Here is a 15,326-nt window from a genome sequence, read left to right as displayed (position 1 = left end):
CAAACGCCGCGCCTTAGTGCGCCGCCCATTGAATGCTGTTCAGATCCACGCCGTCCTTGTACATCTCCCACAGCGGAGACAGGTCGCGCAGCTTGCCGATCTTGCTCTTGAGCAGTTCGATCACGTAATCGACTTCTTCTTCCGTGGTGAAGCGGCCCACCGTGAAGCGGATCGAGCTGTGCGCCAGTTCATCGTTGCGACCCAGCGCACGCAGCACGTACGAAGGTTCCAGCGAGGCCGACGTGCAGGCCGAGCCCGACGACACGGCGACGTCCTTGATCGCCATGATCAGCGACTCGCCTTCCACGAAGTTGAAGCTGATGTTGAGGTTGTGCGGCACACGCGCTTCCATGTCGCCGTTCACATACACCTCTTCCATCGTGTTGAGGCCGCGATACAGGCGATCGCGCAGCATGCGGATGCGCTCGTTCTCGGTCGCCATTTCTTCCTTGGCGATACGGAAGGCCTCGCCCATGCCGACGATCTGATGCGTCGCCAGCGTGCCCGAACGCATGCCGCGCTCGTGGCCACCGCCGTGCATTTGCGCTTCGATGCGGATACGCGGCTTACGGCGCACGTACAGCGCCCCGATGCCCTTCGGACCATACGTCTTATGCGCCGAGAACGACATCAGGTCGACCTTCAGCTTCTGCAGGTCAATTTCAACCTTGCCCGTGGCCTGGGCAGCATCGACGTGGAAGATCACGCCCTTTTCGCGGCAGATTTCGCCCAGCGTTTCGATGTCTTGAATGACGCCGATCTCGTTGTTCACCATCATCACCGAGGCGAGGATGGTGTCGGGGCGGATGGCTTGCTTGAAGACGTCGATATCGATCAGGCCGTTGTCCTTCACGTCCAGATACGTCACTTCGAAGCCCTGGCGCTCCAGCTCACGCGTGGTGTCCAGCACAGCCTTGTGCTCGGTCTTCACTGTGATGATGTGCTTGCCCTTGCTGCTGTAGAAGTTGGCAGCGCCCTTGATTGCCAGGTTGTCGGATTCGGTGGCGCCGGACGTCCAGACGATTTCGCGCGGATCGGCATTCACCAGCGCAGCCACTTGCTCGCGCGCAGTCTCGACGGCCTTCTCGGCTTCCCAGCCAAACGGGTGGCTGCGCGAAGCCGGGTTGCCGAAGCTCTCGCGCAGATACGGAATCATCTTGTCGACAACGCGCGGGTCCACCGGCGTCGTCGCGGAATAGTCCATGTAGATGGGAAGTTGCAGGGTGCTCATATCTTGTCTGCCTTGTGTGGGGGCGGTGTTCTTGTGCGGGGCTGGCGTCGTGGCCGGCCTCACGCTCGCGCAATCAGGATTGCGCCAGACTGAAAACGGAGTTGACCAGCGGGGCGCGCTTGACCGGCTCGGCGGCCACCGAGGTGGCGGCCGGCGCGTCGACACTGCGCGCGCGTGCCGGGGCACGTTCGCGGCGCGCCGGACGCGCTTCACGCATGTCCTGGATCACTTCGGGCTGACGCTCCCGTTGCTGATCGACCAGGTTCTGCAGCGACACCGAATCGAGATACTCGACCATCTTCTGATTGAGCGTGGCCCACAGGTCGTGCGTCATGCAGCGGCCGGTATGGCCGCCGACATGCTCTTCGCCGCCGCAGTTGCCCTTGCCGCCGCATTGGGTCGCATCGAGCGGCTCATCCACGGCGATGATGATGTCAGCAACGGTCACGTCGTCGGCACGGCGCGCGAGGCTGTAGCCGCCGCCCGGGCCGCGCACGCTTTCCACGATTTCGTGGCGGCGCAGTTTGCCGAACAGCTGCTCCAGATACGACAGCGAAATTTTCTGACGCTGGCTGATGCCAGCCAGCGTGACCGGGCCCTGCTCTTGGCGTAGCGCCAAGTCAATCATGGCGGTGACCGCAAAGCGGCCTTTGGTGGTCAATCTCATGGCGTCGGGGAAATACCTGATCGTTTTGCTCAAGTATAAAGGAACCCGACAAAATCGGTCAACTAAGGTGTCGGGGGATTCCGCGTCGCAGCAAGGGGATTTGCGAAGCCCGAAAAACGGGATGGCCACGCGGCAGGCCGTATTGTGGACCAAAACAATCAACCACGTCCGATAGGGCTATCCAGCCACTTCCGCGGCGCAACTTGGACGCCCGTCGCGAACGCACCGTCGCTAGGGGTTTTTCCTTATGCGGTGACGAGCGCAATTTCATTGACTTCTGTTGCGCGGTAGCCGAGACTTTGAGGTACGCAAACGTTTGCGAAGAGCGAGGCGCGATTGCCCTTAGGAATGCCTTACGGCGTGACACGGCAGCGACGCCCCGCACCCACCCGCCTCAGACAGGCCTCTTCCTGGAGGAGACACCATGGATATCCGCCGTCGCCGCGCCCTGCAACTTGGCGTGGGCTCTGCCGTAGCCGCTGCTCTGCCGTTCCCGTTTTCGCTCGCGCATGCCGCCAACAAGCCGCCCAAGGTGGCGCTGGTCATGAAGTCGCTCGCCAACGAGTTCTTCCTGACCATGGAGAACGGCGCCCGCAAGCATCAAAAGGAGCACGCGTCGGACTACACGCTGCTGACCAACGGCATTCGCGACGAAACCGACACCGCCGGGCAGATTCGCCTGGTCGAGCAGATGCTCGTGGCGCGTGTGGATGCGCTGGTGCTCGCGCCGGCCGACTCCAAAGCGTTGGTGCCCGTCGTCAAGAAGGCTGTGGACGCGGGCATTCTCGTCATCAACATCGACAACCGGCTGGACCCGGCGGCGCTCTCGGAAAAAGGCCTTAACGTGCCTTTCGTGGGGCCGGACAACCGCAAGGGCGCGCGATTGGTGGGCGACTTCGTCGCCAAGTCGCTCAAGCCGGGCGATGCCGTGGGCATCATCGAAGGCATTCCGACCACCACGAACGCCCAGCAGCGCACCGCCGGCTTCAAGGACGCGGCAGAGGCCGCCAAGCTGAAGATCGCAGGCGTGCAATCGGGCGAGTGGGAGATCGACAAGGGCAACAAGGTGGCGGCCGCCATGCTGCGCTCCGAGCCCAACCTGAAGGCGCTGCTGTGCGGCAACGACAACATGGCGATCGGCGCCGTCTCGGCAGTGCGCGCAGCCGGCAAGCTGGGCAAGGTGCTGATTGGCGGCTATGACAACATCGACGCCATCAAGGCCATGCTGGCGGATGGGCGTGTCGTCGCGACTGCCGATCAGCACGCCGATCAGCAAGCCGTCTACGGCATCGAAACCGCGCTGAAGGCGTTGGCCTCCAAGACGCCGCAGGCGAAGCTGTCAGGTGTCGTCGAGACACCGGTCAACCTCGTCACGCGCTCCTGACGCCACAGACCGGCCAGGCGCCGCCAGCCATGTCTGCCGCTTACGAACCCCGCACGCCGCTGCTGCGCGTCTCCGCGCTCAGCAAGCACTACGCCGCCCCCGTGCTGCGAGATATCGATCTTGACGTGCACGCGGGCGAGGTGCTTGCCCTGACGGGGGAGAACGGCGCCGGCAAGAGCACGCTCTCCAAGATCCTCTGCGGGCTTGAGACGGCGACTTCCGGGTCGATGACGCTCGCTGGCGCGCTGTACGCACCCGATTCGCGCAGCGCAGCCGAAGCGCTGGGCGTGCGCATGGTGCTGCAGGAACTGAGCATGGTGCCCACACTGACGGTGGCCGAAAACCTGTTCCTGGGCGACCTGCCCCGGCGGCTCGGGTTCGTGGATCGCTCCGCGTTGCGCCATCGGGCCGCACAAGCGCTCGCTCGCGTCGGCCTGGACCTCGACCCGTGGACGCCCGTCCAGACGCTCGGCATCGGCCACCGGCAGATGATCGAGATTGCCCGCGCGCTGGCCAGCGCATGCCGTGTGCTGATCCTCGACGAGCCGACGGCGATGCTGAGCGCGCACGAGAGCGCCACGCTGTTCGAGCGCATCGACGCGCTGCGCCGCGAAGGCGTGGCGATCCTCTACATCTCTCATCGACTGGACGAACTCGCGCGCATTGCCGATCGCATCGTCGTGCTGCGTGACGGCAAGCTCGTGACCGATGCGCCGGCTGCGACGGTCACGCAGGATGCGCTGATCCAGGCGATGGTCGGTCGCGAAGTGGCCGCGGCATCCGAAACGCAACGTGCCACGCGCGCGCCGTGGCCCGGTGACGGCTCACCGGCGCTGCGGGTCACCGGCCTCACGCGTACGCCGGCGGTGCGCGACGTGAGCTTTGACGTGGCGCCGGGGGAAATCTTTGGCATCGCGGGGCTGGTCGGCGCGGGGCGCACGGAAGTGCTGCGGTTGATCTTCGGTGCAGACCGTGCGGACGCGGGCACTGTCGAAGCGGGCTCACCGCTGGCGCCGGTGCGCATCCGCTCGCCAGGCGACGCGGTACGCAACGGCATCAGCCTGCTCACCGAAGACCGCAAGGACGAAGGCTTGATGCTGAGCCTGCCCATCGCGACCAACATCGCGCTAGGCAACATGCCGGTCGTGACGAAACGGGGGTGGCTGCAACCTGCGCAAGAGCGAGCGCTGGCGCACCGGCACATTGGTGCCCTGCGTGTCCGGTGCGCGGGTCCGCAACAGCCGGTGGGAGAGCTGTCCGGCGGCAATCAGCAGAAAGTGGCCATTGCCCGCTGGCTGGAGCGCGACACGCCTGTGCTGCTGTTCGATGAGCCGACGCGAGGCGTCGATGTCGGCGCCAAATTCGACATCTACACGCTGCTCGAGGCGTTGGCCGCGCGAGGCAAGGCGCTGGTCGTGGTGTCGAGCGATCTGCGCGAACTCATGCAACTGTGTGATCGCATTGGCGTTATGCGCGCCGGACGCCTCACCCACATCTTCCAACGCGGTGGCTGGAGCCAGGACGCGTTGCTCGCCGCTGCCTTCGGTGAATCGGAAGAATCCGAGTCCCCTGCACCTCAATTCCCCTCGGAGACCGCAGATGCGCTCTGATTCCACCCTGCCCCCGACGCCGCCCGCTGCGACTGCCGGCGCGCGCGCGGCGCTGGGCATGTCGCTTGGCACGATTGGCGGGTTGCTCGCTGCGCTGGTCGCCATGCTGGTACTGTTCGGCACGCTGTCGCCGACGTTCTTCTCGCTGCCCACGTTCACGACCATCGCCAACGAGATCCCCGACCTGCTGGTGATGGCGGTGGGCATGACGTTCATCCTGATGATCGGCGGCATTGATCTGTCGGTTGGCTCGGTGCTGGCGCTGTCGGCGTCGGTGCTGTCCGTGGCCATGACCAAGTTCGGCTGGGGCGTGTTGCCCGCAGCGCTGGCGGGCGTGGCGCTGGCCACGGCGGCCGGCATGCTGACCGGCGCAGTCACGGTGCACTGGGGCATCCCGTCGTTCATCGTGTCACTGGGCGTGCTGGAAATGGCGCGCGGCCTCGCCTACAGCCTTACCGATTCGCGCACCGTGTACATCGGCAGCGCGGTCGACTGGCTCGCCAACCCGATCGCGCTGGGCATCGCGCCGTCGTTCCTGATTGCGGTTGCCATCACGGTGGTTGGCCAGATCGTGCTGGTGCGCACGGTGTTCGGCCGCTACCTGGTAGCCATCGGCACCAATGAAGAAGCCGTGCGGCTGGCGGGCGTGAATCCGCGCCCATACAAGATTGCGGTGTTCGCGCTGATGGGGCTGCTCTCGGGCCTGGCTGCGTTGTTCCAGGTCTCGCGCCTGGAAGCCGCCGATCCGAATGCTGGCGTCGGCATGGAACTGCAGGTGATCGCGGCCGTGGTGATCGGCGGCACGAGCCTGATGGGCGGGCGGGGGTCGGTCGTGCGCACGCTGTTCGGCGTGCTGATCATCTCGGTGCTCGAATCGGGCCTTGCGCAGATTGGCGCCTCCGAGCCCACCAAACGCATCATCACGGGCGCGGTCATCGTCGCAGCCGTGGTCATGGATACCTATCGCAGCAAGCGCAACCGCAGCAAGCACCATTAAGAGACCGAGGAGATCGTCATGGCAACCATCAAGGATGTGGCCGCGCTGGCCGGAGTTTCGTTCACCACCGTCTCGCACGTCATCAACAACACAAGGCCAGTCAACGCCGAGACGCGCAAGCGCGTGGAAGAAGCCATCCGGGCCACTCGCTACGTGCCCAGCGCCGTGGCCCGCTCGCTCAAGCACCGCACCACGCGCACCATCGGCGTGCTCGTGCCCACGGCCACCAACCCCTACTTTGCAGAGCTGGCGCGGGGCATTGAAGACGTGTGCGCCGCCGCCGGCTACAGCGTCATCCTCTGCAACTCCGACGACGACCCCCGCAAGCAGCGCGACTACCTGCGCGTGCTGATGGAAAAACGCGTCGACGGCATCATCGTCAGCAGCGCCGGGCCCGACACGGCATTGATCGAAGCGCTCGGTGAATCCGCCCTGCCCATCGTGATGGTCGACCGCCCGACTGAAGGCATCCAGGCCGATCAGGTCCAGGTCGACCACGAAGAAGGCGCCTACCTTGCGACCAAGCATCTGCTGGACCTCGGCCACCGCCGTATTGCCTGCATCAGCGGTCCATCGTCGCTGAGCGTGACGGCAGAGCGCCTGGCCGGATTCCACCGCGCGCTGCGCGAGGCGGGTGTGCCCGAAGCCGCCGCCCGCATTGCCGAAGGCGATTTCACCAGCCCCGGCGGCTACCGCGCCGCGCGCCAGTTGCTGACCGAGGGCGAAATGCCCACCGCGATCTTTGCCGGCAACGATCTGATGGGCATCGGCGCACTGCGCGCCGCCGCCGAGCTGGGCATTCCCGTTCCGAAGGCCCTATCGGTGATCGGCTTTGACGACATCGAACTGAGCCGCTACGTCTATCCGGCGCTGTCCACGGTCGGCCAATCGATCCGCCAACTCGGCGAGACCACCGCGCAGACGCTGCTCGAGCATCTCGGCGACAACGCCCTGCGGCATCCTGTGGAAGAGCCGCGCGCACGCCGCATCGTGCTGCCGCCGCGCCTGTCCTTGCGCGAGTCGACCGCCGAACCCGAACGCCCGGCCCGCGCCGCCTGATTCCGTCTTCCTTTCACGCTTTCGACGTCGTCCCGACATGGTGGCCAAGCGCCCTTCCGCCTCTTCTGCGCACCCCGCTGCCGACGTGCTGATCGTCGGCAGCCTGAACATGGATCTCGTGATCCGCACGCCCCGCTTGCCGCGTCCCGGGCAAACGGTTGCAGCCCCTGCGCTGGAAACCATCCCCGGCGGCAAGGGCGCCAACCAGGCCGTGGCAGCCGCACGCCTGGGGGCCCGTGTCGCCATGCTCGGCTGCGTGGGTGATGACGCGTACGGCACCGCGTTGCGCGAGGGCCTGCGCCGCGAAGGCGTGGACACATCGATGGTGTCGGTGCACGCCGGGGCGGCGACCGGCATCGCGTGCGTGACCGTGGCCAACAGCGGCCAGAACACCATCGTCATCGTGGCCGGCGCCAACGAAATGCTGACGCCAACGATGATCGAAGCGCAGCGTGCCGCGTTCGAGCGCGCACGCGTGATCGTCTGTCAGTTGGAATCACCACCGGATGCGGTGGAATGTGCGCTCAAGCTGGGCCAGCGGCTTGGCAAGACGGTCATCCTGAATCCGGCACCTGCGATCGGTCCATTGCCGACCCCGTGGCTCGCCGCCTGCGATTACCTGATCCCGAATGAAACCGAAGCCGCGTTGCTCACAGCGCGGCCGGTCGATTCGCCGGAAGCGGCTCTGGATGCCGCCGCGGATCTCCACGCGCAGGGTGCGCGGCACGTGATTGTCACGCTGGGCGCGCGAGGCGTTGCCTATGTGGATGGCGACGCGGGCCAACTGATGCCTGCCCCCGTTGCACAAGCCATCGACACCACCGCTGCCGGCGATACGTTTGTGGGCGCATTGGCTGCGGTTCTGGCAGAGGGCGCAGCGCCCAGTGCCGCCATCGCGTTTGGGCAAGCTGCGGCGGCCGTGTCGGTCACGCGGCTTGGCGCGCAGCCGTCCATTCCGTTCCGCAGCGAGTTGGGCGCACCGGCCGCGCCCGCACCTCACTAGACCGGCGTGCTGGTGCTCGGGGGTGTGCTCGCAGTCGGGGGGCGCGGCACGAGCAGGCACAACGGATCCCGCAGGATGCGGCGCCACACGGCGCCCGTCACGCGCTTGCGATCGACCCCACGCAGGTTGCGCGAGCGCATCGCCATATTGAACGCCAGCGCGAACGACACCAGCACATTCAGTACGCCCATCAGCGCGATGCCGGCCACGGCCAGCCAGAACGCAGTGGTATGCATCACGCTCGGCCCCAGCACGCCCACGGCGGTAGCCACCGCGCCGGTTGACAGCGTGACGTGACGCACTTCCATATGCGGGCCGAAAAACGACAGGATTTCTGGGCCCAGCCCGAGCATGAAGCCCAGCGACACATTGGCCACGATGCCCGACAGATTGCGCTTCCAGAAGCTGGCAATGCGTTGCGCCCCCTGCGGGCCGACCATGAAACGCAGGCGCCTGTGGTAGGCAATCACGTCGTGCACACGGTGCAGCGCAAACCAGTTGTCGGCCCAACCCGCGGCCAGGCTTGACGCCCACAGCAAAACGCCTGTGAAGATGGCATACAGCGGCGTCGGGCCAAGAATGGAAAACGAATCGATGGTCGCCATCGCTTTTGCGGCCGAAATCAGGTCCGCATGGAAGAACCGCCCGGCCAACCACTGCACCAGAAAGGCCACCGGCGCCACCGCCACGAGGTTGCCCGCAATCGCTGCCGCGTTGGAGCGGATCATGGCGACGGTGTCGTCGACAAAGCGGTCCAGCCCTTCCGGACGGCCCACCTGGTCGAGCCGGTGCGCCAGTGCGGGCGCCGTCATGGCAGGCTGCTTGGTCGCCAGCGTGAAATGCGCGAAATGGATGCCGAGAAAGCTGACCGCATAGTTGATCGACGCGAACAGCCCTTCGGTAAAGCGCGACAGATGCGCTCCCGTGATCAAGAACTTGATGTAGACCGTCGCTGCCGTGATGACGCCGCCACCGGCCGCCGCCTTGACCATCGCGCCGTATTCCTTGCTGTCGCGCGTAATGTAGTGCTCGCCGCTCTGGGCAGACCGCTCGACCACCTTGCGTGCCAGATCGGCAAACGTGGAGCGGATCAGATACCCCACGCTGCGGCGATGCTGGCTCGCCGATACCAATTCGGCCGTCATATGCACGAAGCGGCGCGAGCCTTTGGCGTCGGCCCACGCCGTCAGCAGCAAATCGATGCGGCCCAGCCACGCCTTCATGCGCTCGACCTGGAACACGACCTCCACCGAGACGCCGTTCTCGTCCAGATGCTGATACACGCTGGCCGTCGCCGTGCGGCAACGGTCCAGCACCGCGCGGAAATAGTTCAGTTCCTGCAGAAACCGCTCGGGGCTTGCCAGCTCCGCGTTGGGTCGCTCCAGGAAGATCGCGTTGGCCGCATCGGCCAGCAGATAGAACGGAGAGTCGGTGATTTCCGCATGGTCCATGCGGCTGCGGATGCCCCGCGACAGCCCCGCCGCGCGTACCTGGCTGATCAGGATCTGGATACCGATGCCGAGGCTGCGCTCCAACCGTGTCTGGCCCGCTGCAAGCTCGTCAGCGGTCATCCCCGCGCGGAACAGCGCGTGGAGGCGCGCGACCAGTTCGTCGTCCAGGCCATCCACCCACTGCGCATCGGTCGGCCCGACAAACATGAGCGCGAACAATGTCGCCAGCTGCGGCTGATTCGGTGCGGGCGGCAGCAGACGCGCCTGCCAGCGGTCGAGCAACTCGCTCCAGAAACCGGAGCGTGAGGACAACCCCGTATCGCACAGCAGCGACACCGGATCATTGTCTTGCACGATGCTACGCAGTGTCCGCCCGACACGCTCTGCCAGGGCGGGATTGTTTTCCAGCACCTGCAGGAGATAACGCAGGCGGGCATAACGCCAGGACTCCGATGCGGCCCCCGCTGGCCGGTCCGCCCGGCGCAACCAGTAAGCCAGCTCGATGAGCCATTCATTGCGTTCGGCGAGACTGCGCGTGGGCTCGAACTGCGCCAGGATGGCATCGAGTTGGTGGCTGGCGTGCCGGGAATCGCGCCACTTGCGCCACGGGCTAAGCAAAAATTTGAACATCGAACTCCCTTGAGGGCAGACGCGCGCAGCCACGCGCTGCCGCAGATGCCGGCTTCCCGGTCAGACGACGCGACCGCCGCCCGAATTTGATCCGAAATGGTGTCAACAGCAACCTCCGCTACCCGGCACGAGGTAGCGAGGTGTCAAGCGACGGCCGCGCGGTTCAGGCGGCCGGAACGATATGGTCTTCGCCGCTCGCCCCAAAGAGCTGCGACTTGAGCTTGGCAAGCTGATCGCGCACCGCTGCCGCCTTTTCGAATTCGAGGTTCTTGGCGTGGTCGAGCATCTGTTTTTCCAGGCGCTTGATTTCCTTGGACGCCTGCTTCTCGCTCATGTCTTCGTACTTGGCGGCGTCTTGCGCGGCCTTCAGCTCGGCGCGCGCATCGTCGACGTTGTACACACCGTCGATGATGTCCTTGATGCGCTTGACCACGCCGCGCGGCGTAATGCCATGCGCCTCGTTGTGGGCGATCTGCTTGGCGCGGCGGCGCTCGGTTTCGTCGATCGCCTTCTTCATCGAATCGGTCATGCGATCCGCATAGAGAATGGCGGTCCCGTTCACGTTCCGCGCGGCGCGGCCGATCGTCTGGATAAGCGAACGCTCGGCGCGGAGGAAGCCTTCCTTGTCCGCATCCAGGATCGCCACGAGCGACACTTCGGGAATATCCAGGCCCTCGCGCAGCAGGTTGATCCCGACCAGCACATCGAACGTCCCCAGACGCAGGTCACGGATGATCTCCACGCGCTCCACGGTATCGATGTCCGAATGCAGGTAGCGGACCTTGATGCCGTTCTCTGACAGGAACTCGGTCAGCTGCTCGGCCATGCGCTTGGTCAGCGTGGTCACCAGCACGCGCTCGCCAGCCTTGACGCGCACATGGATCTCGGAGAGCAGATCGTCGACCTGCGTCGTGGCCGGGCGCACCTCGATGAACGGATCGACGAGGCCCGTGGGGCGCACGACTTGTTCCACGACTTCCGTGCCGGCGGTCTTCTTTTCGTAATCCCCCGGTGTGGCAGACACGAACGTCACCTGCCGCATCTTGGTCTCGAATTCGGCGAACTTCAGCGGCCGGTTGTCGAGCGCAGAAGGCAAGCGGAAACCGTATTCGGCCAGCGTTTCCTTGCGCGCGCGGTCACCGTTGTACATGCCGTTCAGCTGCCCGATCAGCACGTGCGATTCATCGAGGAACATCAGCGCATCGGGCGGCAGGTAATCGACCAGCGTCGGCGGCGGTTCGCCAGGCGCGGAACCCGACAGATGCCGCGAATAGTTCTCGATGCCCTTGCAGAAGCCCAGCTCCTGCAGCATCTCCAGATCGAAGCGCGTGCGCTGCTCCAGCCGCTGCGCTTCCACCAGCTTGTTTTCCTTGTAGAAGAAATCGAGCCGTTCGCGCAGCTCGGCCTTGATGGTCTCGATGGCGCGCAACACGGTATCGCGCGGCGTCACGTAGTGGCTCGACGGGTACACCGTAAAGCGCGGAATCTTCTGCCGCACCCGGCCCGTCAGCGGGTCGAACAACTGCAGCGATTCGACTTCATCGTCGAACAGCTCCAGGCGCACCGCCATTTCCGCATGCTCGGCGGGGAAGATGTCGACCGTATCGCCACGCACCCGGAACGTGCCGCGTTGGAAATCCGTCTCGTTGCGCGTGTACTGCATGGCGATCAGGCGCGCGATCACGTCACGCTGGCTGACCTTGTCCCCCGCGCGCAGCGTCAAGATCATCTGGTGGTATTCGCTCGGGTTGCCGATACCGTAGATGGCCGACACGGTGGCCACGATCACCACGTCGCGGCGCTCCAGCAGGCTCTTCGTCGCGGAGAGCCGCATCTGCTCGATGTGCTCGTTGATCGACGAATCCTTTTCGATGAAAAGGTCGCGCTGCGGCACATAAGCCTCAGGCTGGTAGTAGTCGTAGTACGAGACGAAGTACTCGACTGCATTGCGCGGGAAGAACTCGCGGAATTCCGAATACAGCTGCGCCGCCAGGGTCTTGTTCGGCGCAAACACAATGGCTGGGCGCCCCACCTGGGCGATCACATTGGCCATGGTGAAGGTCTTGCCCGAGCCCGTCACGCCCAGCAGTGTCTGGTACGACAGGCCGTCTTCGATGTTCTCGACGAGCTGACGGATCGCCTCGGGCTGGTCACCGGCCGGCGGATACGGCTGGTATAACTGGAACGGCGAACCCTCGAAAGTCACGAACTTCGACTCGTCGTGCGGGCTGGGGACTTGGCTCAGATCGGTCATGGCGGCGGGTAGGATGGCAGCGCGGGAAGTCGACAAAGTGACTCGCACGCCCTGTCCAGATGAGGGCAGCAGCGGCAATTGCAACCAATCGTCTAGTGTAGCCTGCAGCTCGAGCAATCGTTTGGACAGCCGGGGCCGCACATCTGTACTGGCCTTTGAACCGCTTTAGGCCCCTGTTCTGCAAGGATTTTGCGGGCGATTAGAGCGTGTATTCGGTACAATTCATCCTCGTGCGCGCCTCGTTGTGCATCTGGCGCCGGGCGACCCGCCCCGGAGTCCACGCCGCACCGCCTGCAAGATCCCACTGAATTCCGAACCAACCGATCGAGACATCTCATGTCGCTTTTCTCCGCCGTCGAACTGGCTCCGCGCGATCCCATCCTGGGCCTGAATGAAGCTTTCAACGCCGATACCCGCAGCACCAAAGTGAATCTGGGCGTGGGCGTGTACTTCACCGACGAAGGGAAAATTCCGGTGCTGCGCGCCGTGCAGGAAGCCGAAAAGGCCCGCCTGGCCGCCGCTGCTCCGCGCGGCTACCTGCCGATCGAAGGCATCGCCGCCTACGACCAGGCTGTGCAGAAGCTGTTGTTCGGCGCTGATTCGCCCCTCATCACCGAAGGCCGCGTGGTCACCGCGCAAGCCCTGGGCGGCACCGGCGCGCTGAAGATCGGCGCCGACTTCCTCAAGCGCCTGTACCCGAACGCCAAGGTCGCCATTTCCGACCCGAGCTGGGAAAACCACCGCGCGCTGTTCGAGTCGGCCGGCTTCGAAGTCGTCAACTACGCGTACTATGATGCCCCGTCGCACGGCCTGAACTTCGCCGGCATGATCGATTCGCTGAACAGCTACGCGCCGAACACCATCGTCGTGCTGCACGCCTGCTGCCACAACCCGACCGGCGTGGACATGACCACCGAACAATGGAAGCAGGTCGTGGAAGTCATCAACGCCAAGAACCTGATCCCGTTCCTCGACATGGCCTACCAGGGCTTTGCCGACGGCATCCAGCAAGACGGTCTGGCCGTGCGCCTGTTTGCAGAATCGGGCCTGCCGTTCTTCGTCTCCAGCTCGTTCTCGAAGTCGTTCTCGCTTTACGGCGAGCGCGTCGGCGCGCTGTCGATCGTGACGACCAGCAAGGACGAAGCCACGCGCGTGCTGTCGCAAGTCAAGCGCGTGATCCGCACGAACTACTCGAACCCGCCGACGCACGGCGGCACGATCGTCGCCAGCGTGCTGACGAGCCCCGAGCTGCGCGCGATGTGGGAGCAGGAACTGGGCGAAATGCGCGATCGCATCAAGTCGATGCGCAATGCACTGGTCGACAAACTGGCCGCCAAGGGGGTGAAGACCGACTTCTCGTTCGTGAAGGCACAGCGCGGCATGTTCTCGTACTCGGGCCTGACCTCCGCACAAGTGGATCGCCTGCGTACCGAGCACGGCATCTACGCTGTGTCGACCGGCCGTATCTGCGTGGCCGCGCTGAACACCCACAACATCGACGCCGTGGTGAACGCCATTGCAGATGTGCTGTAAGGTGCCGTAGGCGTCACGCCCTCCAGGCAATTGCAAAAAGAAAAGCGGCTTCGGCCGCTTTTTTGCTGCATGGGAATAGACTGACACGGGCGCATCATAGAAGCAGCGCAACACTCTCGTATCAGGGTTTATGCTGCATCGCAGTAACCTGCACTCAGGTGCATAATCGTTTGCGTCGTCCTCGCCACCAAAGACCGGTCCAGCCATGCTTTACCAGCTTCACGAATTCCAGCGCGCCCTCCTCAGCCCCATGACGGCTTGGGCCCAGGCAACTGCCAAGACTTTCACCAACCCCCTGAGTCCGCTGTCTTTGATGCCGGGCGCCCAGCGCTACGCTGCGGGCTACGAACTGCTGTATCGCCTGGGCAAGGAGTACGAAAAGCCGGAATTCGGCATCCGCTCCGTCAAATCCAACGGCCGCGACATTCCGATCGTCGAGCAGACCATCATCGAGAAGCCGTTCTGCCGCCTCATCCGCTTCAAGCGCTACGCCGACGACGCCGAGACCATCAAGCTGCTCAAGGATGAGCCGGTTGTGCTGGTGTGTGCGCCGCTGTCTGGCCATCACTCCACGCTGCTGCGCGACACCGTGCGCACGCTGCTGCAGGATCACAAGGTGTACGTGACCGACTGGATCGACGCACGCATGGTGCCGATTGAAGAAGGTGCGTTCCACCTGTCGGACTACATCAACTACATCCGCGAATTCATCAATCACATTGGCGCCGACAAGCTGCACGTGATCTCGGTGTGCCAGCCGACCGTGCCCGTCCTGGCCGCCATCTCGTTGATGGCTTCGGACGGCGAGAAGACGCCGCGCACGATGACCATGATGGGCGGCCCCATCGACGCACGTAAGAGCCCGACCGCCGTCAACTCGCTTGCGACGAACAAGGCGCATAGCTGGTTCGAAAACAACGTGATCTACACGGTGCCCGCCAACTATCCGGGCCACGGCCGCAAGGTGTATCCGGGCTTCCTGCAGCACGCCGGCTTCGTGGCGATGAACCCGGACCGCCACCTGTCATCGCACTACGATTACTACCTGAACCTGATCGAGGGCGACACAGAAGACGCTGAGGCCCACGTGCGCTTCTACGACGAGTACAACGCTGTGCTGGACATGGCCGCCGAGTACTACCTGGAGACCATCCGCGACGTATTCCAGGAGTTCCACCTGGCCAACGGCACGTGGGTGGTGGAAGGCAAGCCGGTGCGTCCGCAGGACATCAAGAGCACCGCGCTCTTCACCATCGAAGGCGAGCTGGACGACATTTCCGGCAGCGGCCAGACCGAAGCCGCGCATGGCCTGTGCACCGGCATCCCGAGCACGCGCAAGCAACACCTGACGGCGCCCAAGTGCGGGCACTACGGCATCTTCTCGGGCCGCCGCTGGCGCGAGCAGGTTTATCCGCAGTTGCGTGATTTCATCCGCCGCAACGAAGAAACCGCACCGCGCATCAAGGCCGTCGCCTGAGCCTTAGCTACCCAAGAAAAAGCCTCGCAA

At 64.5% G+C, this 15,326-nt stretch carries 11 protein-coding genes; 7 read left to right on the top strand and 4 right to left on the bottom strand.

The window, feature by feature from the left end; all coding sequences use genetic code 11:
• Window positions 1-13 precede the first annotated feature (13 nt).
• Entirely contained in the window at window positions 14-1,231 is a 1,218-nt protein-coding gene (locus tag N5B55_RS04345; protein WP_178959841.1) for an IscS subfamily cysteine desulfurase, read from the bottom strand.
• A 73-nt stretch (window positions 1,232-1,304) separates the two neighbouring features.
• Window positions 1,305-1,898 (bottom strand): Fe-S cluster assembly transcriptional regulator IscR, encoded by a 594-nt coding sequence (iscR, locus tag N5B55_RS04340; protein WP_178959840.1) that lies wholly within the window; start codon window positions 1,896-1,898, stop codon window positions 1,305-1,307.
• A 424-nt stretch (window positions 1,899-2,322) separates the two neighbouring features.
• Between iscR and N5B55_RS04335 the strand changes: the two genes are divergently transcribed.
• The 5 genes from N5B55_RS04335 to rbsK are packed head-to-tail and all read left to right on the top strand — an operon-like array spanning window position 2,323 to window position 7,951.
• Entirely contained in the window at window positions 2,323-3,282 is a 960-nt protein-coding gene (locus N5B55_RS04335; RefSeq protein ID WP_304539248.1) for a sugar ABC transporter substrate-binding protein, read from the top strand.
• Between the two features lie 29 nt (window positions 3,283-3,311).
• Entirely contained in the window at window positions 3,312-4,892 is a 1,581-nt protein-coding gene (locus N5B55_RS04330) for a sugar ABC transporter ATP-binding protein (protein WP_304539247.1), read from the top strand.
• On the top strand, window positions 4,882-5,889 hold the full coding sequence (locus N5B55_RS04325) for an ABC transporter permease (RefSeq protein ID WP_154207246.1): 1,008 nt from the start codon (window positions 4,882-4,884) through the stop codon (window positions 5,887-5,889). Before N5B55_RS04330 ends, N5B55_RS04325 begins: the two co-directional genes overlap by 11 nt.
• A gap of 18 nt (window positions 5,890-5,907) precedes the next feature.
• The gene (locus tag N5B55_RS04320) at window positions 5,908-6,948 is read left to right on the top strand and encodes a LacI family DNA-binding transcriptional regulator (protein ID WP_116574778.1); all 1,041 of its coding nucleotides are present in this window, start codon (window positions 5,908-5,910) and stop codon (window positions 6,946-6,948) included.
• A 37-nt stretch (window positions 6,949-6,985) separates the two neighbouring features.
• Window positions 6,986-7,951 (top strand): ribokinase, encoded by a 966-nt coding sequence (gene rbsK, locus N5B55_RS04315; protein ID WP_304539246.1) that lies wholly within the window; start codon window positions 6,986-6,988, stop codon window positions 7,949-7,951.
• Here the strand turns inward: rbsK and N5B55_RS04310 are convergent.
• Window positions 7,948-10,032, bottom strand: coding sequence for a site-specific recombinase (locus tag N5B55_RS04310; RefSeq protein ID WP_304539245.1), 2,085 nt, complete (start codon window positions 10,030-10,032; stop codon window positions 7,948-7,950). The two genes, rbsK and N5B55_RS04310, sit on opposite strands and share 4 nt — an antisense overlap.
• Window positions 10,033-10,195: 163 nt before the next feature.
• Window positions 10,196-12,286: an excinuclease ABC subunit UvrB gene (gene uvrB, locus N5B55_RS04305; RefSeq protein ID WP_304539758.1), complete on the bottom strand. Its 2,091-nt coding sequence runs from the start codon at window positions 12,284-12,286 to the stop codon at window positions 10,196-10,198.
• Window positions 12,287-12,622: 336 nt separating this feature from the next.
• Between uvrB and N5B55_RS04300 the strand changes: the two genes are divergently transcribed.
• Entirely contained in the window at window positions 12,623-13,819 is a 1,197-nt protein-coding gene (locus tag N5B55_RS04300; RefSeq protein ID WP_304539244.1) for an amino acid aminotransferase, read from the top strand.
• Window positions 13,820-14,024: 205 nt separating this feature from the next.
• The gene (locus N5B55_RS04295; RefSeq protein WP_009238569.1) at window positions 14,025-15,296 is read left to right on the top strand and encodes a polyhydroxyalkanoate depolymerase; all 1,272 of its coding nucleotides are present in this window, start codon (window positions 14,025-14,027) and stop codon (window positions 15,294-15,296) included.
• Window positions 15,297-15,326: the final 30 nt, after the last annotated feature.

Source organism: Ralstonia pickettii (assembly GCF_030582395.1).
Lineage (GTDB): Bacteria > Pseudomonadota > Gammaproteobacteria > Burkholderiales > Burkholderiaceae > Ralstonia > Ralstonia pickettii_D.
Note: the sequence above shows the minus strand (reverse complement) of the source record. Positions and strands in the feature narration are given on the sequence as shown.